A 21973-nucleotide genomic window follows, 5' to 3' on the forward strand; every position below is an offset into this window, starting at 1 on the left:
TGTAGGTGCGCAGCGCGAAAGGGGCTGTCTTGCCCTCAAGTAAACCGAATTTGGCAGGGCGCATAGCCCCTATTTTATCGCTAACATCGCATGGCTGCCATGATCCAAGGTCATCGCAAGACCGGCGGGGCGTCCTTGGGTTGGCGCGCCGATTGTACACCGGCCTTCATCCCCACCCCGATCCGCCGGGCCAGAGCGACCCACGGGGTGGCTGTTTCCGGGGGTAGGGTCTGGGTGGCGACCTCTTCGAACAGGTCCAGCCAATGGGCGAACATTTCGGGTTTCACGTCGGGCCGTTCGGCATGGACCCGCTGCGGGTTGCCGTCATAGCTGCGTTCAAACAGGATCGCATTGCGCCAGAAGGCGGCGATCTTGTCCTCATGTGCGGGCCAGTTGGTGACATGGGTGTTGAAGACCGGACCCAGCACTGCGTCCTCGCGCACGCGGGCATAAAAGGCGCGGACCTGCGCGTTGATCTGGTCCGGCGTGGCCGGAAAGCGCGGCGGCAGGGTTGGTCTGGTCATGAAGGTCCCGAAATTCGACTCTGTTCGTGGGCAATACCTTGTCCAGCTTTTACCCAACAGGGGTGGTTTTGTCGCGCGGCTCTGGCGTCAGCAGGTGCCGTATCAAGGCCACCGGATGCGCCTTGAGGCTGAGGCGAGTGGCGACATAATCCTCGACCACCTGCTCGCCCAAGGTCATTTGCGGCAGATAGGCCTCGGGCTCGTCCAGCGCCTCGCCCTCCAGATCCTGCGAGAACAGCGGCAGAGGTTTCGCGGTGGCAATCGCCTTGGCCTGCCACAAGGCCTCGCGCCGGGTCAGGCCACAGGCAGCAAAGACGTCGGCCTCGGCCAGCCGCTCGATCACCGCAGGCCCAAGCCCCGCGCGCCGCCAGACGTCATCGACTTGGGTGTAGCCGTTGCCGCGCGCTGCCGTTAACCAGCCGGCATCCTCTTCGCTGAGGCCTTTGATCTGGCGGAAGCCCAGCCGCAGGGCCAGCCCGCCGCAGCCGTCGGGCTCCATCACATTGTCCCAGAAACTGGCGTTGATACAGACCGGGCGCACCTGCACCCCATGTTCGCGCGCGTCCCGCACGATCTGGGCGGGCGCATAGAATCCCATAGGCTGCGAGTTCAGCAGGGCGCAGGCGAAAATGCCCGGGTGGTGGCATTTGATCCAGGCCGAGGCATAGACCAGCAGCGCAAAGCTGGCCGCGTGGCTTTCGGGGAAGCCGTACGATCCGAAGCCTTCGATCTGCGAGAAACAGCGTTCGGCGAAGTCGTCCTCATACCCGTTGCGTTTCATGCCGCGCAGGAACAACGCGCGGAATTCGCTGACATTGCCGTGTTTCTTGAAGGTCGCCAGCGAGCGGCGCAGGCGGTCCGCCTGTTCCGGGGTGAAACCCGCACCGACAATGGCGATCTGCATCGCCTGTTCCTGAAACAGCGGCACGCCCAGCGTTTTGCCCAGCACCTCACCCAGTTCGTCCGAGGGGAAACTGACCTCTTCTTCTCCGTTCCGGCGGCGGATATAGGGATGGACCATGTCGCCCTGAATGGGGCCGGGACGGATGATGGCGACCTCGATCACCAGATCATAGAAATTGCGCGGGCGCATCCGGGGCAGAAAGTTCATCTGTGCGCGTGATTCCACCTGAAACACGCCGATGCTGTCCGCCTTGCAGAGCATGTCATAAACCACCGGGTCCTCGGGTGGCAGGGTGGCCAGCGTATAGCCGGTGTGATGATGGCGTTGGATCAGGTCGAACGCCTTGCGGATGCAGGTCAGCATCCCAAGGCTGAGCACATCGACCTTGAGGATACCCAACGAGTCGATGTCATCCTTGTCCCAGCAGATGACCGTGCGATCTTCCATCGCGGCGTTTTCGATGGGGACAAGCTCGTCCAGGCGCCCCTCGGTGATGATGAAACCGCCGACATGCTGTGAGAGATGACGGGGGAAGCCGTCGATCTCATAGACCAGTGTTAGAGTCTGTTTCAGGCGGCGATCTTGGGGGTCGAGGCCGATCTCGCGCATCCGCTCGGCCTCCAGCCCATTGGCTGAGAAGAATCCCCAAAGCTGGGAGCTGAGGCCCGCAATGGTGTCTTCAGTCAGGCCCATCGCCCTGCCCACTTCGCGGATCGCACGTTTGCCGCGATAATGAATCACGGTGGCGCAGAGACCGGCGCATTCGCGTTTGTAGTGGTCATAGATCCATTGGATGACTTCCTCGCGGCGTTCGTGTTCGAAATCGACGTCGATATCAGGAGGCTCGTCCCGCGCCTCGGACACGAAGCGTTCAAAGACCATCGTGCCTTTTTCGGGGCTGACCTCGGTGATGCCGAGGCAGTAGCAAACCACGGAATTGGCAGCCGAGCCGCGCCCCTGACATAGAATATCACGGGACCGGGCGAATTTGACGATGTCGCGGACAGTCAGGAAGTAGGGTTCATATTTCAACTTGCCGATCAGATTGAGTTCATGCGCCAGCATTTTCTTCACCTTGCCTGACGCCCCTTCGGGATAGCGCCAGTTCAACCCTTCATGCGCCAGTCGGTGCAGGCGTTCGGCCGGGGTTTCCTGTTCGCTGCCTTCATTGGGGTATTCATAGCGCAGTTCGTCCAATGAGAATGTGAGGTCCTCGCTGAGCGTATGCGCCCGCGCGACCGCCCCTTCATGGCCTTTGAAAAGGCGCAACATCTCGGGTTCCGAGCGTAGGCGCTGTTCGCCATTGGCCAGCGCGTCCCGGCCCAGATCGTCGACTTTGCGGCGCAGGCGGATGGCGGTCAGGACGTCGGCCAGTTTGCGGCGGGCCCCGTGATGCATCATCGGCGTGGCACTGGCGAGGGTGGGGATGCCGAGCTGCTGTGATTCAGTCTCTAATAAAGAGAAGTAAGCACTGTCTGCACCGTCATACCGAGGGTGCATCAACAGATGCATCCGCCCGGCAAAGCGGCGCGTCAGCTGTTGCGCCTGTGTCCGCCACACGCTCGCGCCGCCCTTCGACGGGGTCACCTGTGGCCAGAGCAGCAGGTGGAGGCCGTCAGAAAACTCCAGCAGGTCCGACAGATGCAGAATGCAGTCGCCTTTCGCGGCACGCAGGCGGCCTTTGGAGAGGATGCGGCACAGGTTGGCCCAGCCCTGCCGGTTCAGCGGCAGGGCGGTGACGGTGGGCGCATCGGTGAAGATCAGCCGTGCCGCCGGGATCAGGCGGGGCACGGCGTGGACGGGGTATGACGGCGGTTTCGGGATGTGATCGGGGCAGGGCGGGCCTATGGGGGTGTTCTGCGCCTCCCACGCCTGCCGTTCGCGGACCTTGCGGGCGATCTCGCGCCCTTGGGTATGGGCGCGGACGATCCCGGCGACCGAGTTGTCATCGGCAATCGCGATGGCGGGCAGGCCTAGGGTGACGGCACGTTTCATGTATTCCTCGGGGTGCGAGGCCCCGGTGAGGAAGGTGAAGTTCGACGTGATCGACAACTCGGCATACATGGCGATTCCATATTATATTCACGTTTTGTTCTTTTTCCGAGTCCTTTGCTGAGATTGAGGGTAAGTCCGATGTCCCAAATAGCGGCTGCCGCCCAAAAAAACACTGTCAGTTGCAATGCGCGTAAGGACTGACGTTTTTGCGGTGGTTTGACCTGGATGATGGGGGCCGAGGAAGAAGGGAGGGGTTTGTGCTATAATACGCCCCTCAATTTAACAGAACAATTTTGGAAGGAAATTATTATGGCCGTTTCCAAGCCACAGAGAATCGTAATGCATTGGACTGCCGGGCAGTATGAAATGTCCGGTAGCGACTATGACAAATACCACGAAGTTGTTGAGGGCGACGGAACGCGCCGGCTTTGCAAGCGGAGACCGGAAGCCAACAACAACGTGAATGACGGAGACTATGCCGCGCATGTCAGGGCCAAGAACACAGGGTCGATTGGTCTGGCAATGTGCTGTATGCAGGGCGCGAAGGAGAGACCCTTCAAGAAGGGGAAATACCCGATGACAGAGACCCAGCTGGGTGTGTTCATCGACATGGTTGCCGAATATGCGGAAACCTATGATATCCCAATCGATCGCCGCCACGTTCTTTCGCACGAAGAGGTCGATGTCACATTGGGCGTGCCGCAGGACAAGTGGGATATCATGTGGCTGCCTCATATGGCCAAGCCGGGGGATGTTGTGGAAGTCGGGGATTACCTCCGCGAGAGAATTTCTGATGCTCAAAACAGAAAATTCAACGCGACCAAACCGGTTTACGCAAGTTTCGACGAGGATGATCTGATCGACAAGATCGTTGCGAGGATCAAGAAGGAACTGGCCTAATTGCAACTGATGCCGTCGCTTTCAGCGGCGGGTTGGCAGCATCACAGCTTGACCCGATGCATCCCCCGGCGGGGCTGATCCTGATCATCTGCCGGGGTTTTATCCCCACGCGCAGAGGTGAGGGCGAGAAACACATCCTCAAGGTCGGCTTCCTCGGTCCGAACGTCGCGGATGCGGATGTTGGCGGCGCGGACGGATTCCAGCACCTGCTCGGCGCTGGTCTGGGCGCTGCGGTATTGTAGCACCAGGCTGCCATCATCGCGTAGCGTGGCTTCGACGCCTTCAGTTGCGGGCAGATCGGTGACCGGGCTGTCCGGGGCGATCACCATGGTGCGGCTGTCCATGCGGCCCAGCAGGTTGGCGGTACTGTCCTGCGCAATCTTTTCGCCGTGGTTGATGATGGCGATCTCGTCACACATTTCCTGCGCTTCTTCCAGGTAATGGGTGGTCAGGATGATGGTCATCCCCTGTTCGTTCAGCTTGCGCACATTGGTCCAGAGCATCTGGCGCAGCTCAATATCCACGCCCGCTGTGGGTTCGTCCAGCACCAGAATCTTGGGGTGATGTACCAGCGCCTTGGCCAGCAGCAGACGCCGCCGCATCCCGCCGGACAGGGTGCGGGCATAGGCCTCGGCCTTGTCGCTGAGGCCGACCAGTTCCAGAATCTCATCGCTGCGTCGCTGCGCCTTAGGCACGCCATAAAGCCCGGCCTGAACCTCCAGCGCGCCGCGCGGGGTGAAGAACGGGTCCAGGTTCAGCTCTTGCGGCATCACACCGATCGCGGCGCGGGACGAGCGCGGGTTCTGGTCCTGATCGAAACCCCAGATCGACACCTTGCCCGCAGATTTCACCACCAGCCCGGCCAGAATGTTGATCAGGGTCGATTTCCCCGCCCCGTTCGGCCCCAGCAGTCCAAAGACCGAACCGCGCGGAACCGTCAGGTCAATGCCTTTCAGCGCGTGTTTCTCGGGCTGACCCTTGCCGCCCCGATAGGTCTTGCGCAGCCCGTCGATCCTGATTGCCGCATCGCTCATGTGGCTCTTGCCCCCGGTTTGCTCATCGCTCATAAACGCACCTATTACATGCCCGCGAGGCCGACAACCGAAGAAGGATCGCAAGCCGTGACAATCGAAGCGCCGGAAACCAAGACCGTCGAAACCGCCCGTGTCGCCTGTGATGGCGGCGAAGGCGCATTGGGCCATCCGCGCGTCTGGCTGCAGATCCCCGAGGATACCGGCTGGGTCGAGTGCCCCTATTGCGACTGCAAATATGTGCTGGCTGGGGCCGAGGCCAAAGCCTGATATAGTGACATGTTCCCGGCTGGCGTGTGATCCGTCAAAGCCCGCGGGGTGTCGATGACCTGATACAGCGCGGAGGCTGGATGTTTTTTTCACTACAGCTTTTGCGGTTATCCGATCAGGACCTGCTGGCAAAAGGCGGCCACAGAAACGTGTATGCCTGTCCGGGCCAGCCAGAGCTTCTGATCAAGGTGACACGGCCACGCACACGCCCGAATCGTTCCTTCTCCAAGCGGTTGATACGGCGGATCCTACCGGATTCGGCCTTTCGCAATGCGTTGAAAGAGCTTGAGTGCGAGATGAAGGCGGCGCTGAAAAGCGGCGGTGATATTGCGCAGCTGCCGTTGGCGCGGTCCTTTGGCGTGGTGCAGACGGATGTCGGGCCGGGGGTTGTGGTTGAACGGATACAATCCGATGACGGCCAACTTGCGCATCACCTGTTATGGATGAGCCAGCAGCAATTGCTCAACGATGAGATTCTGGCCGATCTCAACAGTTTTGTGCACAAGCTGTTCGAGCTTCAGATCGTCGGCCGGGACATTCACGAACAGAACATTGTCTACGGTGTTCGCGGCCGGGCCCGGATGTTCCTCCTGATCGACGGGTATGGAGAGCGTAACCTCATCCCGCTGCGGTCGCTGAGCCGTCGGCTGAACGACCGCTCGCTGAACAAGCAGATGCAATTGATTGCCGGGCGGACCGGGCTGCACTGGGACAAGGCGCAACGCGCCTTCAGCATCGCCTGACGGAACGCAGAAACCGCCCGCCGCAATGATGGCGAGGCGCGTTCTTGGCTGGCCACCCGTCCGGCCCTGTGGCAGAACCATTCCAGACCGACAGGGAGAGCGCGCATGAGCAATTTCAGAAAAGGGTGTCACCTGCATCTGATCGATGGATCGGCCTTTATTTTCAGGGCTTATCACGCGCTGCCACCGCTGACGCGGAAATCCGATGGTTTGCCGATTGGCGCTGTGTCGGGGTTCTGCAACATGTTGCAGAAATATGTCGAGGATAACGCGGGCCCCGATGCGCCGACCCATGTGGCGGTGATCTTCGACAAAGGCTCTCACACCTTCCGCAACGATCTGTATGACCTGTATAAAGCCAATCGAGAGGCGATGCCCGAGGACCTGCGCCCGCAGATGCCTCTGACCCGAGAGGCAACGCGTGCCTTCAACATCGCCTGCAAGGAACTTGAGGGCTATGAGGCCGACGACATCATTGCCACTCTGGCCGTGCAGGCGCGCGAGGCGGGGGGCCGTGTGACCATTGTCAGTTCCGACAAGGACCTGATGCAACTGGTCGGCGGCGGCGTGGAAATGCTGGACGCGATGAAGAACAAGCGCATTGATCGCGATGGTGTGTTCGAGAAATTCGGCGTTGGCCCCGAACGGGTGGTCGACGTGCAGGCCTTGGCCGGGGATTCGGTCGACAACGTGCCGGGGGCTCCGGGGATCGGGATCAAGACCGCCGCCCTGCTGATCAACGAATATGGCGATCTGGAAACGCTGCTGGACCGCGCGGAAGAGATCAAACAGCCCAAGCGCCGCCAGACCCTGATCGAAAAGCGCGAGCAGATCGAGCTGTCGAAGAAGCTGGTGCAATTGGATGAGCAGACACCGCTGGATTTCACCCTGGACGATCTGGAGGTGAAGGATCCCGATCCCGACACCCTCTTGGGTTTTCTGGCGGATATGGAGTTTCGCACCCTCACCAAGCGCATCGCGGACAAGCTGGGGGCCGAAGCTCCGGTGATTGCTGACGCGCCCGCGCCGGTTGCCGAGGTCGAAGAAGCTGAGGCGCTGCCCTTCGATGCGTCGAAGTACGAATGCGTCCGCGACGCCGGTGCCCTGCAAAAGTGGATCGACCGGGCCTATGAGCGCGGCTGGATCGCCGTCGATACCGAGACCACCGGCCTGAACGAAATGATCGCCGATCTGGTGGGCATTTCGCTGTGCGTTGAGGCCGGTGAGGCCTGCTATATCCCTCTGACCCACCGCGAGGGCGCGAGCGATGATCTGTTCGGCTCGGACGCGCTGGCCGAGGGACAGATGCCGGTGGAACAGGCTCTAACACTGCTAAAACCGATGTTCGAAGACTCGTCGATCCTGAAGATCGGGCAGAACATGAAATACGACGCCAAGATTTTCGCGCGTTATGGCATCGACGTGGCCCCGATCGATGACACGATGCTGATGTCTTATGCCATGCACGGAGGCGAGCATGGGCATGGCATGGATACGCTGTCCGAACGGTATCTGAGCCACACGCCGATCCCGATCAAACCGCTGCTGGGCTCGGGCAAGTCGGCGATCACCTTCGACAAGGTGCCGATTGACGAGGCCACGGCTTACGCCGCCGAGGATGCGGACATCACCCTGCGCCTTTGGAAACTGTTCAAGCCGCAACTGCATCAGGTGCAGGTGACGACGGTCTATGAAACGCTCGAACGTCCGCTGGTGCCGGTGCTGGCCGAGATGGAGATGCACGGCATCAAGGTTGATCGCGATGTTCTGAGCCGCATGTCCAACGCGTTTGCGCAGAAAATGGCCGGGTTAGAGGCTGAAATCCACGAACTGGCCGGAGAAAACTTCAACGTCGGATCGCCCGCGCAACTGGGTGAAATCCTGTTCGACAAGATGGGGCTTGAGGGCGGCAAGAAGGGCAAGACCGGGAAATACTCGACTGGCGCTGATATTCTGGAAGACCTCGCGACCGAGCACGAATTGCCCCGCCGGGTGTTGGATTGGCGGCAGCTTTCCAAACTGAAATCGACCTACACCGACGCGCTGCAGACCCATATCAATCCCGATACGGGCCGGGTGCATACGTCTTATTCGATCACCGGCGCGAATACGGGGCGTCTGGCCTCGACCGATCCGAACCTGCAGAACATCCCGGTACGGACCGAAGAAGGGCGGCGTATTCGTGAGGCGTTCATTGCTGAGCCGGGCAATGTGATGGTCAGCCTCGACTATAGCCAGATCGAGTTGCGCATTCTGGCACATATCGCCGATATCCCCGCCCTGAAACAGGCCTTTGCGGATGGGTTGGACATTCACGCCATGACCGCGTCCGAGATGTTCGATGTGCCGCTGGACGAGATGACACCGGATATCCGCCGTCAGGCCAAGGCGATCAACTTTGGTGTGATCTACGGCATTTCGGGCTTTGGTCTGGCGCGCAATCTGCGCATCCCGCGGGCCGAGGCGCAGGGCTTTATCGATCGCTATTTCGAACGCTTCCCGGGTATTCGCCGCTATATGGACGACACGGTCGCGTTTGCCAAAGAGAATGGCTATGTGCAGACCCTATTCGGACGCAAAATCCACACGCCCGAGATCAATGCCAAGGGGCCGCATGCTGGCTTTTCGCGCCGGGCGGCGATCAACGCGCCGATTCAGGGCACGGCGGCGGATGTGATCCGGCGGGCGATGGTGCGGATGCCCGATGCGATCAACGGGCTGCCCGCCAAGATGCTGTTGCAGGTACATGACGAATTGCTGTTCGAAGTGGCCGAAGACGCGGTGGATCAGGTGATCGGCGTGGCGCGCGACGTCATGGAGGGCGCGGCGGACCCGGCGGTGAAGCTGGACATCAAGCTGGTCGCGGATGCAGGCCAGGGTGCGAACTGGGCCGAGGCGCACTAGGGGGGCGCCGCTCATCAGGCCCGGCGGGCCCTCTTCGCAGCGGGTCAGCCCTGCGGACTGACCATGCGGTTCACCAGCCGTTGCACCGATGGGCCAAGCGACAGGATGACGATGAAGGCGATGGGCCAGCAAAAGGCCCAGGACGCCAACCAGTCCGCCAGGGTGTTGGGGCCAAATCCAATGGCTTTCACGGTCGCGATACCGGTCACGATGCAGGACATCAGGCCCGACATGATCAGGCTGAACACGGCGCGGGCATAACGGGCAGAAATCATTTTGGACATCCTAAGGGTCGAGTCGCTCCAGATGTGCTGCATTTTCCGGCAAAAGACCAGAGCTAGACCCGCATCCAGCCAAGACTGTCGGGAGTGCGGGGCGTTGAGGGCGTGTATTCGGCGCTGACCCAACCGGCATAGCCTGCGGCGTCCATGGCGGTGAACAGGTGACCGAAATCTGTTGGCCCGCGCCCTGGTTCGCGGCGATCCGGGGCGGCACCGATCTGGGCGTGGACGACCCGAGGGTGAAAGCGGTCCCAGACCGTCTGCGCATCGCCGTGGATCATATGGGCGTGGAAACTGTCAAATTGCAGGCCGATATTCGGGCGGTCCACCCGGTCCAGCACCTGCACTGCCAGATCATAGTCATTCAGGAAATATCCGGGTTGGGACACCGGGTTGAGCGGTTCGATGGTGAACTGTTGCTGCGGGGCGAAGTCGGCGGCCCATTGCAGGTTGCGCACGAAGCTTTCCAACGCATCCTGCCCGGAGGCATAGCCGGACATGATGTGGATCAGCCCCGGCCGCAGGATATCGGCATAGCGCAGCACGCGGCGGATATCGGATTGGAACCGCGCGTCGCCGCCCGGAATGGCGGCATAGCCGGGCTGCCCTCCGGTGTAATTGGGCGGCGGGGCGTTGATCAGGACCAGGTCGAGCCCGTTGACCAGCAGCGCTCGGCGGGTTTCCTTGGCGGCCAGTTCGTAAGGGAACAAGATCTCGACCGCTTTGAACCCGGCTTCGGCCGCTGCCTGAAAGCGTTCCAGATAGGGAAGTTCGGTAAAGAGCAGGGAAATATTGGCGGCAAATCTGGGCATGGGCGGTCTCGGTCAGTTTCTGCGCGGAGATTAGCGGCGAGGCGTTTTCAGCGAAAGAGGATCAAAAACGACAGATTGTCGAAAATCGGCCAGAACGCCGCCCGTGAATCAGAGACGGTCCGAGTTAGACGGCGAATCATTTCAACGGCGCCGTGCCAACAGAAGGTATGAACCCCATGGCAATGAGCCCTGACCCCGCGCGCGGGAACACTCTCTCTGTGTCTGGTGGCGGCAATTCTGCCTTGTCCGGCAATGGTTTGGCCGTGGCCTCGATGCTGACATGGGCAGCAGGGTTCCCGGCGGCTGAGGTGTTGTTGCAAAGCTGGCCTCCGGTCGCGTTGTTTGCTGCACGGCTGGCGCTGGCGGTCGCGGTCATGCTGCCGGTCTGGTTTCTGATCGACGGTTGGGATCGTGTGTTGCGGGCGCGCTGGGGGCATGCGCTGTTTGTCGGCGCAATGCTGGGCGCGGGCATGTTCCTGATCATTCTGGCGCAAAAGATGACCGACCCGGTGACCGTGGCGATCATCGCATCCTGCGCGCCTCTGTTTGCGACGCTGATCGAGCTGGCGGCGGGAACACGGCGGTTGCGGTGGAACTTTGCCCTTGGCGTGGTCGTGTCGATCATTGGCGGCCTGATCGCCACCAGCGCCGTGGCTCCGGCGCAATTGGGGTTGGGCGCGGCCTGTGCCATCGTGTCCACCGGGCTGTTCTGCTGGGCCTGCATGGCGACCGCGCGGGACTTTCCCGAACTCAGCCAGACCGGGCGCAGCACCATTACCTTTGCCGGTGGGCTGGGTGTGGCTTTGCTGCTGTTTTTTGTGGCGGGGCAATTTGGGATGGAGGTCATGCCGACCGCGCCGATCGACGTTCAGCAGGTCGGTATGCTGGGCATTTATGCGCTGGTGGCGTTGGGCATCAGCCAGGTTCTGTTCATCTCATCGGTCGGACGGCTGGGTGTGGCGCTGGCCTCGTTCCACATCAACATCGCGCCGTTTTACGTGATGCTGATCATGCTGGTGCTGGGGGAGGAGTGGAACTGGACCCGAGCGCTGGGCGCGGGGATCGTGGCGATGGCGGTTGTGCTGGCGCAGGACCGGAAGGTCGCGAACCCCGCTTAATCGGGCAGGTCGTTTGACTTGATCAGCGGGAAAAACTGCCTGCCGGACCAGACGCCGAACCAATCGCCACTGTGTTCGGCGATGTCCACGAGGCGGTAGAAGCTTTTGCGGTCGATCCGCGCCTCAAGGTTTGCGCGCACCAATATATAGGGTGACGGCTCATCTGTTTCGGGATCAATGACAATGCGGATCGGATGGTCTGGCCCGGCCACGGCCGTGTCACCGACATGGGTGGTGAAACTCAGGTTTTGCGCCTCACCTTCGCCCTCGATATCGAAATCGACGGCAACAAAGGGGGCGTCCTCGACGGTGATTCCCACCTTTTCGACCGGGGTCACCAGATAGTATTTCCCGTCTTCTTTCTTAAGAATTGAGGAAAAAAGCTTCACAAGCTCGAACCGGTTGATGGGCGAGCCTAAATAACTCCATGTGCCATCTTTTGCGATCCGGATGTCCAGATCGCCGCAAAACGGAGGATTCCACAGGTGAACGGGGGGCAATCCCCTGGATTTGGCCGCTTTGACTGATGCAGCCAGGCCATCAGGCGAAGGTGTCACAGGTTTTTGTCCGCTCATTGCTTTTGCCATTTCCTCTCAGCGCGATACACTTCAATCATAATAGTCCACGGAAGGGAAAGTCATGACCGAACCTGCCGACCTCGTGTCCGAGATCGAAGCGTTGGAAAATAAGCTGCAAGAGGCCAAATCCTCGATCACCCGCCGCTTTATCGGGCAGGAAAGGGTCGTGGATCTGACCCTGACCGCGTTGCTTTGCGGTGGTCACGCATTGTTGATCGGTCTGCCGGGTCTGGGCAAGACGCGACTGGTTGAGACGCTTTCGACCGTGATGGGCCTGCACGGCAATCGCATTCAGTTCACGCCCGATCTGATGCCTGCCGATATTCTGGGGTCCGAGGTTCTGGACACCGCCGATGACGGCAGCCGCCATTTCCGGTTCATTCCCGGCCCGATCTTCTGTCAGCTTCTGATGGCGGATGAGATCAACCGTGCCAGCCCGCGCACCCAGTCGGCGCTGCTGCAGGCGATGCAGGAACGCACGGTGACCGTGGCGGGCGAGGATCGCTCGTTGGGTGAACCCTTCCACGTGCTGGCCACGCAAAACCCGATCGAACAAGAGGGCACCTATCCGCTGCCCGAGGCGCAGCTGGACCGCTTTCTGGTGCAGATCGACGTGGATTATCCGGATCGTCAGACCGAACGCGATATCCTGCTGGCGACCACCGGCGTCGAAGAAGATGACGCGCACGAGATTTTCACCAAAGAGGAATTGCTGGCCGCGCAGGTCCTGCTGCGCCGGATGCCGGTGGGAGAGTCGGTTGTGGAGCTTATCCTCGATCTGGTCCGCGCCTTCCGCCCCGAAGAGGCTGGCGTGTCCGAACGGGTGGCCGAAACCGTCGCTTGGGGCCCTGGTCCGCGCGCGGCGCAGGCGCTGATGATGACGGTGCGGGCACGGGCGATGCTGCAAGGGCGGCTGGCGCCCAATGCTGAGGATGTGCTGGACATGGCGCGCCCGGTGCTCAGCCACCGGATGGCGCTGAACTTTGCGGCACGGGCGCGCGGTGACAGTCTGGCCGATCTGATCGACTCGACCGCGGCCGGGCTGATCCGCACCGAGGCTGCGGCGTGAATGCCGCGCTGACCCTTCGCGAAAGATCCGAGGCCGAGGCGTCCCGGCTGCCGCCCCTTTTAGCGCGGGCGGAACATCTGGCCGGAACGGTGCTGCTGGGCGACCACGGGCGCAGACGCTCAGGCCTTGGCGATGACTTCTGGCAATACCGCCCGGCGCAGATCGGCGACAGTCGCCGGATGATTGACCACCGGCGCTCGGCCCGCGGGGATCAGCAGTTTGTGCGGGAACGCGAATGGCAGATTGCGCAATCGGTGATGCTGTGGGTGGATCAGGGCGCGTCGATGCGGTTTGCCTCCGACAAGTCTCTGCCCTCCAAAGCCGACCGCGCGCGGCTGCTGGGCCTGTCCACGGCCATCCTGCTGGTGCGCGGCGGTGAGCGGGTCGGCCTGACCGGCACCACCTTGCCGCCCCGGCGCGGCAATGCGCAGGTCATCCGTCTGGCGCAGGCCTGGTCCGAAGATTCCGACACCGACTATACCCCACCCGAACACCGGGCCATGATCCCCCATGCCCGCGCCGTGTTCATTTCCGATTTTCTTGGCCCTTTGGACGAGGTCGAACTTGCCCTGACCAAAGCCGCCGACCGTGGTGTTCGGGGGGTTCTATTGCAGGTTCTCGATCCCGGTGAAGAGACCTTTCCCTATCGCGGCCGGACCATCTTTGAAAGCGTTGGCGGCTCGGTCCGGCACGAAACCCTCAAGGCGGGAGACCTGCGCGAGCGCTATCTGGAACGCCTTGCCAAGCGCAAGGACGCGCTGACGCAGCTGTGCCGCGCGACCGGCTGGCAGTTGGGTCTGCACCATACTGAGGACAGCGCACAAGCGGCTCTGTTGTGGCTTTATCGGGCGCTGGACGGGGGTACGCGATGACGATTCTGGCGGGCATTGGCTTTACCGCCCCATGGGTGCTGCTGGGTCTGCTGACCCTGCCGATCCTGTGGCTGATCCTGCGCGCCGTGCCGCCCGCACCGATCCGCCGTCTGTTCCCGGCGGTGACGCTGCTGCTGGGGTTGAAGGATGACGAAAGCGTCTCGGACCGCACGCCGTGGTGGCTGCTGCTGTTGCGGATGCTGGCGGCGGCGGCGATCATCATCGGGCTGGCCGGACCAGTCCTGAATCCCTCGCGGGATGAAACCGGGACGGGGCCGCTCTTGCTGGTGCTGGATGCCAGCTGGGCGGGGGCGACGCGGTGGTCTTCGACGCTGGATCAGATCGACGTGCAGTTGACCGAGGCCGGGCGGGCCGGGCGCACCGTGGCCATCTTGCGCCTGACCGAACCCGAAGTGCCGGTGTTCCAGGCCGCCGAGGCGTGGCGCGGACGCCTGCCGGGCCTGACGCCAACCCCGTGGCAGCCCACCGAAACTCAGATCGATCAGGCGCTGGCCGCGCTGGATCAACTGGACGGAGGGTTTGATACTCATTGGTTCAGTGACCGCCTGGCCTTTGACGGCCATGACCGGGTTCTGGCGGCGGCGCAGGCGCGGGGAGCGGTGACGGTATATCAATCCGCGGCACCGGTGGTCGCGATCCTGCCTGCCGCCTATCAGGATGGTGTGATCCAGTTGACCGCCCAACGCGCGGTGCCGGGGCCCGCCGACCGAATTACCGTGCTGGCGCAGGGCCGCGATCCGGCCGGTGCGATGCGTGTCCTGCAATCGGCCGAGATGGAATTCCCCAGCGGAGAAACGTTAGCGCAGGTGGATCTGGCCCTGCCATCCGAGCTGCGCGCCCGGATCACAAGGTTCGAAATTCAAGGCCAGCGTTCCGCCGGAGCGGTGACGCTGACCGATGACAGCCTGCGTCGGCGCGAGGTCGCCCTGATCGCCGGGACGCTGAACCGCGAAGGGTTGGAGCTGCTGTCCCCGTTGCATTACCTGACGCAGGTTCTGAAACCCACGGCGGATTTTGTTGAAGGCGGGCTGCTGGAGGTTCTGCCCGCCAACCCGGATGTGATCGTTCTGGCCGATGTGGCAAAACTGTCCGACGGCGAACAGGCCGCGCTGATCGAATGGGTGGAACAGGGCGGATTGCTGCTGCGCTTTGCCGGCCCGCGCATGGCCGCCAGCGATATGGGACGCGATGCCGAGGATCCCCTGTTGCCCGTTCGTCTGCGCAGTGGTGGCCGCTCGGTCGGTGGCGCGATGAGCTGGGGTGAGGCGAAAGGGTTGGCGCCCTTCCCGGAAAACTCGCCTTTCTACGGGCTGCAGGTGCCGGACGATGTCACGGTGACCACGCAGGTCATGGCGCAACCAGACCCTAACCTGGCGGATCGGGTCATTGCGTCACTATCGGACGGTACGCCTCTGGTCACGCGCAAGGCGTTGGGGCTGGGGCAGGTGGTGCTGTTCCACGTGACCGCCGATGCAGAATGGTCCAGCCTGCCGCTGTCCGGTCTGTTTGTCGAAATGCTGGATCGCCTTGCCGTGGCCTCGGCCGCCAAATCCCGGCAGGAGGCTCAGTTGCAAGGCACCACGTGGGAGCCGATACAGGTCATGGACGGGTTTGGCACCCTTTCGGATGCGGGCAATCTGGCGGGTGTTGAGGGCTCTGACCTGATTTCGGGCACCATCGGGCCGGATTTGCAGCCCGGCCTTTATGAAAGCGGCAAGCAGAAGCTGGCGTTGAATGTTCTGTCCGAGGATGCGGTGCTGAACCCGGTGAGCTGGCCCTCGGATGTGCCGATCAAGGGGCAGGAAGTAAACAACGAGACACCGATCGGGGGGCTGCTGCTCAGCCTTGCACTGTTGCTGCTGACCTTGGACGTGATCGCCTCGCTGGCCCTGTCCGGTCGTCTCGGTCTGGCCAAAGCGGCGGCGGTCGCGCTGGGTGCGGTAATGCTGGTGCCCGAGGCGCAGGCGCAGACGCCGGAAGAGACCGAATTTGCCCTGAGCGCCACGCAGGAACTGGTGCTGGCCCATGTGCTGACCGGCAATGCGCAGGTTGACGAAGTGGCCGGCGCGGGGATGCGTGGGCTGTCGCAAACGCTGTATTACCGTACTTCGGTCGAGCCGATCGAACCGATCGGGGTGGATCTGGAACGCGATGAGCTGGCATTTTTCCCGCTGCTCTACTGGCCGATCACGCCGGATCAGCCGCAGCCTTCGGTCGAGGCTTATGCCAAGCTCAACGCCTATCTGCGCTCGGGCGGCATGATCCTGTTCGACACGCGGGATGCGGATGTGGCGCGGTATGGCGCCGCCAGCCCCAATGGACGCAAGCTGCAGCAGCTGGCCGGGCCGTTGAATATCCCTTCGTTAGAGCCTGTTCCTCGTGACCATGTGCTGACCCGTGCCTTCTATCTGCTGCAGGATTTCCCGGGCCGGTATGCAGGCACCGAGGTCTGGGTCGAGGCCGCGCCGATGGATGCGGAACAGATCGAAGGGATGCCCTTCCGCAACCTCAACGACAACGTGACCCCGGTGGTGATTGGAGGCAATGACTGGGCCTCGGCCTGGGCGGTGGACCGCAACGGGCAGGCGCTGCTGCCGGTGGGGCGCGGTTATGCAGGTGAACGTCAGCGCGAGCTGGCCAATCGCTTTGGCGTCAATCTGGTGATGCATGTGCTGACCGGGAACTACAAATCCGATCAGGTCCACGTGCCTGCGCTTTTGGACAGGTTGGGACAATGACCGGAACCGTCATATTCGATCCGCTGATCCCGTGGCCGGTTCTGGCCATCGTTGCCGCAATTGCGGTGGCGGGTGTCAGTCTGGCCCTGTGGCGCGGCCTGTCCGGTTGGGCCTTGCGCGGGCTGGCGGCTTTGGTCGTGATCGCCGCGCTGGCGGAACCGGTCTATCAGGTCGAAGACCGCGCGCCGCTGACCGACATCGTGCTGATGATCGAGGATGAAAGCGCCAGCCAGACCCTCTCGGACCGGGCCGAGCAGACCGCGCAGGCGGCTGAGGACCTAGCCGTCGAAATCGAATCTCGCGACAATACAGAACTGCGCCGGATCAGGGTGGGTGATGGCAACGGCGACGAAGGCACACAGGTCATGACCGCGCTGAACGAGGCGCTGGCCGAGGAACCGCGTGCCCGGATCGCCGGTATTCTGGTGGTGTCGGATGGCATCGTGCATGACGTCGATCAGGCCCCGGACCTACCCGCGCCGTTGCACTTGCTGCAGACCGGGCGCGACAGCGACTGGGATCGTCGCCTGATCGTCCGCAACGCCCCCGCCTTTGCCATTATCGGCGAGCCCGTGACCCTGACCCTGCGGATCGAGGACAGCGGGGCTGCGCCCGCCGGGGCCGTGACCGCACCGCTTGAGCTGTCGGTTGACGGGGCCGAGCCGGAACAGTTGAACATCCCCATCGGCATTGATGTCGAACTGCCCATCACGCTGCCCCATGGCGGCCGCAACGTCATCCAATTCACCGTACCGCAGGCCGAGGGCGAGTTGACCGACCGCAACAACACCGCGCTGATCCAGATGAACGGCGTGCGCGACCGGCTGCGGGTGCTGCTGGTCTCGGGCGAGCCACACCCCGGCGGGCGGACATGGCGCAACCTGCTGAAATCCGACAGCTCGGTCGATCTGGTGCATTTCACCATCCTGCGTCCGCCCGAGAAACAGGACGGTGTGCCGGTGGACGAACTCTCGCTGATCGCCTTCCCCACGCGTGAGCTGTTTCTGGAAAAGATCAACGATTTCGACCTGATCATCTTTGACCGCTACAAGCGGCGCGGCATCCTGCCAGCGATCTATCTGGACAATGTCACTAACTATATCAACGAAGGCGGCGCGGTCCTGATTGCCGCAGGGCCGGATTTTGCCAGCGCCGACAGCATCTTCCGCTCGCCCTTGGCGTCGATCCTGCCGGCGCAACCTACCGCGCGGGTGATCGAGGAACGCTTTGTGCCCATGGTCACCGATCTGGGTCATCGCCATCCGGTGACGACCAATCTGGGCGATTCCGAGGATTGGGGCGCGTGGCTGCGCCAGATTGACGTGAACCACCGCACGGGTGAGCTGTTGATGACCGGCGTGGATGAACGCCCCTTGCTGGTGCTGGACCGTGTGGGCGACGGGCGCGTGGCGCTGCTGGCCTCGGACCATGCGTGGCTCTGGAGCCGGGGCTTTGAGGGCGGCGGCCCGCAGCTGGAACTGCTGCGCCGTCTGGCCCATTGGATGATGAAAGAGCCCGAGTTGGAGGAAGAAGCCCTGTGGGCCGAGGCCAACGGCCAATTCATGCGTATCATCCGGCAGACGCTGGAAGATGAGGTCGGGCCTGTGACCATCACCCTTCCCAATGGCGAAACGCTTGAGATCACGCTGGACGAAGTGTCTCCGGGCCGGTTCGAGTCGCTGTATTACGGCCCCGAGATCGGCCTTTACCGTCTGCAGGAAGGTGACCAGATGGCGGTGATCGGGCTGGGCCCCGCCGCGCCGAAGGAGTTCGAACGCACCATTGCCACCAGTGAGGTTCTGGAACCTGTGCTGGACGAGTTGCGCGGCGGTGCGATGCGGTTGGAGGACGGGTTGCCGTCAATCCGCAATGTCCGCGCCGGGCGTCCGGCCTCGGGTCGCGGTTGGATCGGCCTGACCCCGCGCAACGCTTATGAAACGCGCGACGTCACGCAGGCCGGGCTGCTGCCGCCGTGGCTGGTGCTGGTGCTGGCCGGAGGGTTCCTGCTGGCCGGTTGGCTGCGCGAGGGGCGGCGCTGATTACTCGAACATCACGCTGACCGTCGGATCGCCGGGCAATCCGGTATAGGTGGCCGATGCGCCGCCCTTGCCTTTGGCAGGCGGCACAAGCGGTCCGAAGGATCCAACCGAGATCATGTCTCCGGGCTGGAACGCGATCCCTTTGGACATCAGCCACAGGGCTGCATTGGCGGGGTGCCCCAGAACCACCGTGCCGGGGGCCTGTGCCAGAACCTCTCCATCCGCGGCGCTGAGCGTGACGGTCATGTCCGCCAGCGCCTGTGTCATCGCCACAGGGTCAGAAACCGGTACTTCAGAGCCTAACACGCCCAGTTTCGGTGCAACCGCGATGGCGGTCAGGGTCACCGGGGTGATCGGTTCGCCCTCGGCCAGTGTCAGGTCGGGCAGTTCGATAAAGGGGCGGATGCCCGAGATGTGTGCCATGACCTCGGCGGGTGTCGTGGCCTGATTGATGCCCGCGTCCCCGACGACCAGAACCAGATCGGCCTCGAACACCGGACGGGCGCCCCATGTGATCGGCACCGTTGCGCCGTCCTTAAGCATCATGTCGCGGAACAGGACGCCCTGAACCGGCTCGGACGCTCCGAAACGCTCCTGCGCCGGGGCGCTGGTCAGGCCTGCCTTGTAGCCGATGACCGGGCCTAAATGTGGCTCTAATGCGGCAATAATCTTGGCTTGGGTGCACAACGCGCCCTCTATACTGCCACCGGCAGAAAGGGCGAGCGTGGGCGTCTTGGCCAGATAGTCCTGCACGTATTGATCCATCTGCGCATCCGTGGCGCAATCGGCCTGCGCCGATGCGATTGAGGCAAGAAAACAAAGTGCCGATGTGGCGAGAGTAAAGCGCATGGCAGACCTCCGGTTTTGAAACTTTGACACGGGGCGCGCGGGTCCGGCAACGGCTTAAACACTTTTTCACGCTCTGCCCGGATGCTGGTCGCGGAACGGTCCGGGATCACCAAAGATGAGTCTTGCAAACAAACTGGCACAGGAACGGCGCGCGCGGCTGGCGGCCGAGCGTCTGCTGGCGATGAAACAGGCCGAGCTTTCCTCGGCCAACCGGAAGCTGGGCCTGCACGCGGTGGCGCTGACCAAACGCATCGGCGAAACCCAGGCCGAGGTTGAAACCGTCCGGGACGAGAATGAAAAGGTCAAATCCGACCTGACCGAGGCCAATGCCAAGATCGAGGTGGCCGAACGCCGCTTGTGGCATTCGATGCAGACCATTCAGGACGGCTTTGCCTTCTTTGACCATCAAAACCGCATGATCGGGGCCAACGCGACTTACCTCAGCCTGTTTGACGGTCTGGATGAGGTAGAGCCCGGCATCACCTACGCCCGTATCCTCGAGATTCTGACAGATGAGGGGCTGGTCGATACCGGGGCGGAAAAGGCGGCGGACTGGCAGGCAAGAATGCAGGCGCGCTGGGCGCAACCGCATCCGGATCCGGTGGTGATCAAGCTGTGGAACGGCGAATATTTCAAGATGATCGACCAGCGCGGCAATGGCGGCGACGTGGTCAGCCTGGGCCTGAACATCACCGCCTCGGTCCGGCATGAGGCCGAACTGAACGCCGCCCGCGAACGGGCCGAGGCCGCAAACCGGGCCAAATCCGCCTTTCTGGCCAATATGAGCCATGAGATCAGGACGCCGATGAACGGCATTGTCGGGATGACGGAATTGCTGTCGGAAACCCCGCTGGACGAGGAGCAGCGCCTGTATCTCAACACCATCCGCAACTCGGGCGAGGCATTGCTGGTGATCATCAACGATGTGCTGGATTATTCCAAGATCGAGGCCGACAAGCTGATCCTGCACCCTGAACAGTTCGATTTCGAACGCTGTATTCTTGAGGTCGCGATGCTGTTGCAGCCCAGCGTGCGTGACAAGGGTTTGTCGCTGCTGGTGGATTATGACCTGTTCCTGCCGACCCTGTTTGTGGGCGATCCCGGACGCGTGCGGCAGGTGCTGACCAATCTGGTGGGCAACGCGGTCAAGTTCACCGCTGAGGGGCATGTGCTGATCCGCGTGACCGGAGTGCCGAATTCAGACACCAACACTTGCGATATCCACGTCGCGATCGAGGATACCGGCATCGGGATCGAGGCTGACAAGATCGGGCATATCTTTGGTGAATTCAATCAGGTCGAAGACGAGAAGAACCGCGAATTCGAGGGCACCGGGCTGGGGCTGGCCATCACGAACCGGCTGGTGACGTTGATGGGCGGAACGGTCTGGGTCGAGAGCGAACCGGGGCAGGGGTCGTGTTTCGGGTTCCGGGTTTCGCTGCCCACCGTCGAAGGCCCGCAACCCTTGCCGCCCGATCTGGCGGATCGCCTGCGTCATGTGATCGTGGTCGAGGATCTGGCCGTGAACCGCGCCATCCTTTCGAAACAGCTGGGGCGGCTGGGGTCCCGGGTTACCGTCTGCGCCTCGGGGGGTGAGGCGCTGGCTGCCGTCGATGACAGCGTCGACCTGCTGCTGTGCGATCACGATCTGCCGGACATGGACGGGCTTGAGCTGGCGACCACGCTCAAGGACAGGGGTTGGGGCGATTTGCCTGTGGTGGTGATGTCGGCCAATCCCGGCGTTATCCACGCCAACCCGGCCCGCCACCTGATCGAAGGGGTATTGCAGAAGCCCATCCCCCGGGCCGAGCTGTATGCGCGCCTGACCACGCTGGGGCGGTCGTCCGCTGCACCGGACTCGGAACCGGAGGCGCCGGAACCCCCGCCTGCGCAGCCCAGCGAACGCCAGCGGCAGATGCGCGTGCTGGCCGCCGAGGACAACCGGACCAATCAGCTGATCCTGCAAAAGATGGTCAAGGACCTGAACATCGACCTGCAATTCGCGGGCAACGGAGTCGAGGCGGTGGACAAACATCAGGACTTCGATCCCGATCTGATTTTCATGGATATCTCGATGCCCAAAATGGATGGCAAACAGGCCACGGCAGAAATCCGGCGGCGTGAGATCGAAACGGGACGGCATGTGCCGATCGTGGCCCTGACCGCGCATGCGATGGCCGGGGATGATCAGGGTATCCTGTCGGCGGGGCTGGATCACTATCTGACCAAGCCGCTGCAGAAACGGAAAATCCATCAGATGATTCTGGATCACCAGCCCGAAGAGGCTTTGCCCGTCATTGCCGAAGACGCCACCACCAGCTAGCC

At 62.3% G+C, this 21973-nt stretch carries 17 protein-coding genes; 10 read left to right on the forward strand and 7 right to left on the reverse strand.

The annotated features are described in order from the left end of the window. Positions 1-110 precede the first annotated feature (110 nt). Both ACR0NT_RS08910 and ACR0NT_RS08915 read right to left on the reverse strand, forming a co-directional pair. On the reverse strand, positions 111-524 hold the full coding sequence (locus tag ACR0NT_RS08910; protein WP_170672796.1) for a group III truncated hemoglobin: 414 nt from the start codon (positions 522-524) through the stop codon (positions 111-113). A 49-nt stretch (positions 525-573) separates the two neighbouring features. Beyond that, a complete protein-coding gene (locus tag ACR0NT_RS08915; protein WP_170672798.1) occupies positions 574-3492 on the reverse strand; it encodes an error-prone DNA polymerase in 2919 nt (972 codons plus the stop codon). Positions 3493-3732: 240 nt separating this feature from the next. On the opposite strand from ACR0NT_RS08915, the gene ACR0NT_RS08920 reads away from it, so the two are divergent. Then, positions 3733-4323 carry a peptidoglycan recognition protein family protein gene (locus ACR0NT_RS08920; protein WP_480442932.1) on the forward strand — a complete coding sequence of 197 codons (591 nt, stop codon included), beginning with the start codon at positions 3733-3735 and terminating at the stop codon, positions 4321-4323. Between the two features lie 41 nt (positions 4324-4364). Here the strand turns inward: ACR0NT_RS08920 and ACR0NT_RS08925 are convergent, their stop codons facing one another. Beyond that, positions 4365-5357 (reverse strand): ABC transporter ATP-binding protein, encoded by a 993-nt coding sequence (locus ACR0NT_RS08925; RefSeq protein ID WP_170673317.1) that lies wholly within the window; start codon positions 5355-5357, stop codon positions 4365-4367. 87 nt (positions 5358-5444) lie between these two features. Between ACR0NT_RS08925 and ACR0NT_RS08930 the strand changes: the two genes are divergently transcribed. From ACR0NT_RS08930 to polA, 3 genes are all read left to right on the forward strand, one after another. Next, on the forward strand, positions 5445-5624 hold the full coding sequence (locus ACR0NT_RS08930; protein WP_170672800.1) for a zinc-finger domain-containing protein: 180 nt from the start codon (positions 5445-5447) through the stop codon (positions 5622-5624). Positions 5625-5704: 80 nt separating this feature from the next. Then, positions 5705-6367, forward strand: coding sequence for a YrbL family protein (locus ACR0NT_RS08935; protein WP_170672802.1), 663 nt, complete (start codon positions 5705-5707; stop codon positions 6365-6367). A gap of 105 nt (positions 6368-6472) precedes the next feature. After that, positions 6473-9271, forward strand: a complete 2799-nt coding sequence (polA, locus tag ACR0NT_RS08940) for a DNA polymerase I (RefSeq protein WP_170672804.1) — start codon at positions 6473-6475, stop codon at positions 9269-9271. Positions 9272-9315: 44 nt separating this feature from the next. On the opposite strand, the gene ACR0NT_RS08945 is transcribed toward polA, so the two are convergent. Together ACR0NT_RS08945 and ACR0NT_RS08950 are read right to left on the reverse strand one after the other, a co-directional pair. After that, the gene (locus ACR0NT_RS08945) at positions 9316-9546 is read right to left on the reverse strand and encodes a DUF2798 domain-containing protein (protein ID WP_170672805.1); all 231 of its coding nucleotides are present in this window, start codon (positions 9544-9546) and stop codon (positions 9316-9318) included. A gap of 62 nt (positions 9547-9608) precedes the next feature. Then, positions 9609-10364 (reverse strand): TIM barrel protein, encoded by a 756-nt coding sequence (locus tag ACR0NT_RS08950; RefSeq protein WP_170672807.1) that lies wholly within the window; start codon positions 10362-10364, stop codon positions 9609-9611. 182 nt (positions 10365-10546) lie between these two features. Here ACR0NT_RS08950 and ACR0NT_RS08955 point away from each other — a divergent pair, with 182 nt between their 5' ends. Further along, positions 10547-11482, forward strand: coding sequence for a DMT family transporter (locus ACR0NT_RS08955; RefSeq protein ID WP_170672810.1), 936 nt, complete (start codon positions 10547-10549; stop codon positions 11480-11482). Here ACR0NT_RS08955 and ACR0NT_RS08960 read toward each other — a convergent pair. Then, a complete protein-coding gene (locus ACR0NT_RS08960) occupies positions 11479-12057 on the reverse strand; it encodes a DUF1285 domain-containing protein (RefSeq protein WP_170672812.1) in 579 nt (192 codons plus the stop codon). The genes ACR0NT_RS08955 and ACR0NT_RS08960 overlap by 4 nt on opposite strands. A 64-nt stretch (positions 12058-12121) precedes the next feature. Here ACR0NT_RS08960 and ACR0NT_RS08965 point away from each other — a divergent pair, with 64 nt between their 5' ends. The 4 genes from ACR0NT_RS08965 to ACR0NT_RS08980 are packed head-to-tail and all read left to right on the forward strand — an operon-like array spanning position 12122 to position 18799. Next, complete coding sequence (locus ACR0NT_RS08965) at positions 12122-13129, forward strand: AAA family ATPase (protein ID WP_170444176.1); 1008 nt, start codon at positions 12122-12124, stop codon at positions 13127-13129. Next, positions 13126-14001, forward strand: a complete 876-nt coding sequence (locus tag ACR0NT_RS08970; protein ID WP_170672814.1) for a DUF58 domain-containing protein — start codon at positions 13126-13128, stop codon at positions 13999-14001. The genes ACR0NT_RS08965 and ACR0NT_RS08970 overlap by 4 nt, the downstream gene beginning before the upstream one ends. Next, complete coding sequence (locus ACR0NT_RS08975; RefSeq protein ID WP_170672816.1) at positions 13998-16760, forward strand: DUF4159 domain-containing protein; 2763 nt, start codon at positions 13998-14000, stop codon at positions 16758-16760. The genes ACR0NT_RS08970 and ACR0NT_RS08975 overlap by 4 nt, the downstream gene beginning before the upstream one ends. Continuing rightward, positions 16757-18799 carry a hypothetical protein gene (locus tag ACR0NT_RS08980; RefSeq protein ID WP_170672818.1) on the forward strand — a complete coding sequence of 681 codons (2043 nt, stop codon included), beginning with the start codon at positions 16757-16759 and terminating at the stop codon, positions 18797-18799. Before ACR0NT_RS08975 ends, ACR0NT_RS08980 begins: the two co-directional genes overlap by 4 nt. Here the strand turns inward: ACR0NT_RS08980 and ACR0NT_RS08985 are convergent, their stop codons facing one another. Continuing rightward, on the reverse strand, positions 18800-19648 hold the full coding sequence (locus ACR0NT_RS08985; RefSeq protein WP_170672826.1) for a fumarylacetoacetate hydrolase family protein: 849 nt from the start codon (positions 19646-19648) through the stop codon (positions 18800-18802). It lies immediately after the preceding gene. Positions 19649-19763: 115 nt separating this feature from the next. On the opposite strand from ACR0NT_RS08985, the gene ACR0NT_RS08990 reads away from it, so the two are divergent. Further along, a complete protein-coding gene (locus ACR0NT_RS08990; protein WP_170444160.1) occupies positions 19764-21971 on the forward strand; it encodes a response regulator in 2208 nt (735 codons plus the stop codon). Positions 21972-21973: the final 2 nt, after the last annotated feature.

This window comes from Ruegeria sp. AB10, from assembly GCF_056542745.1.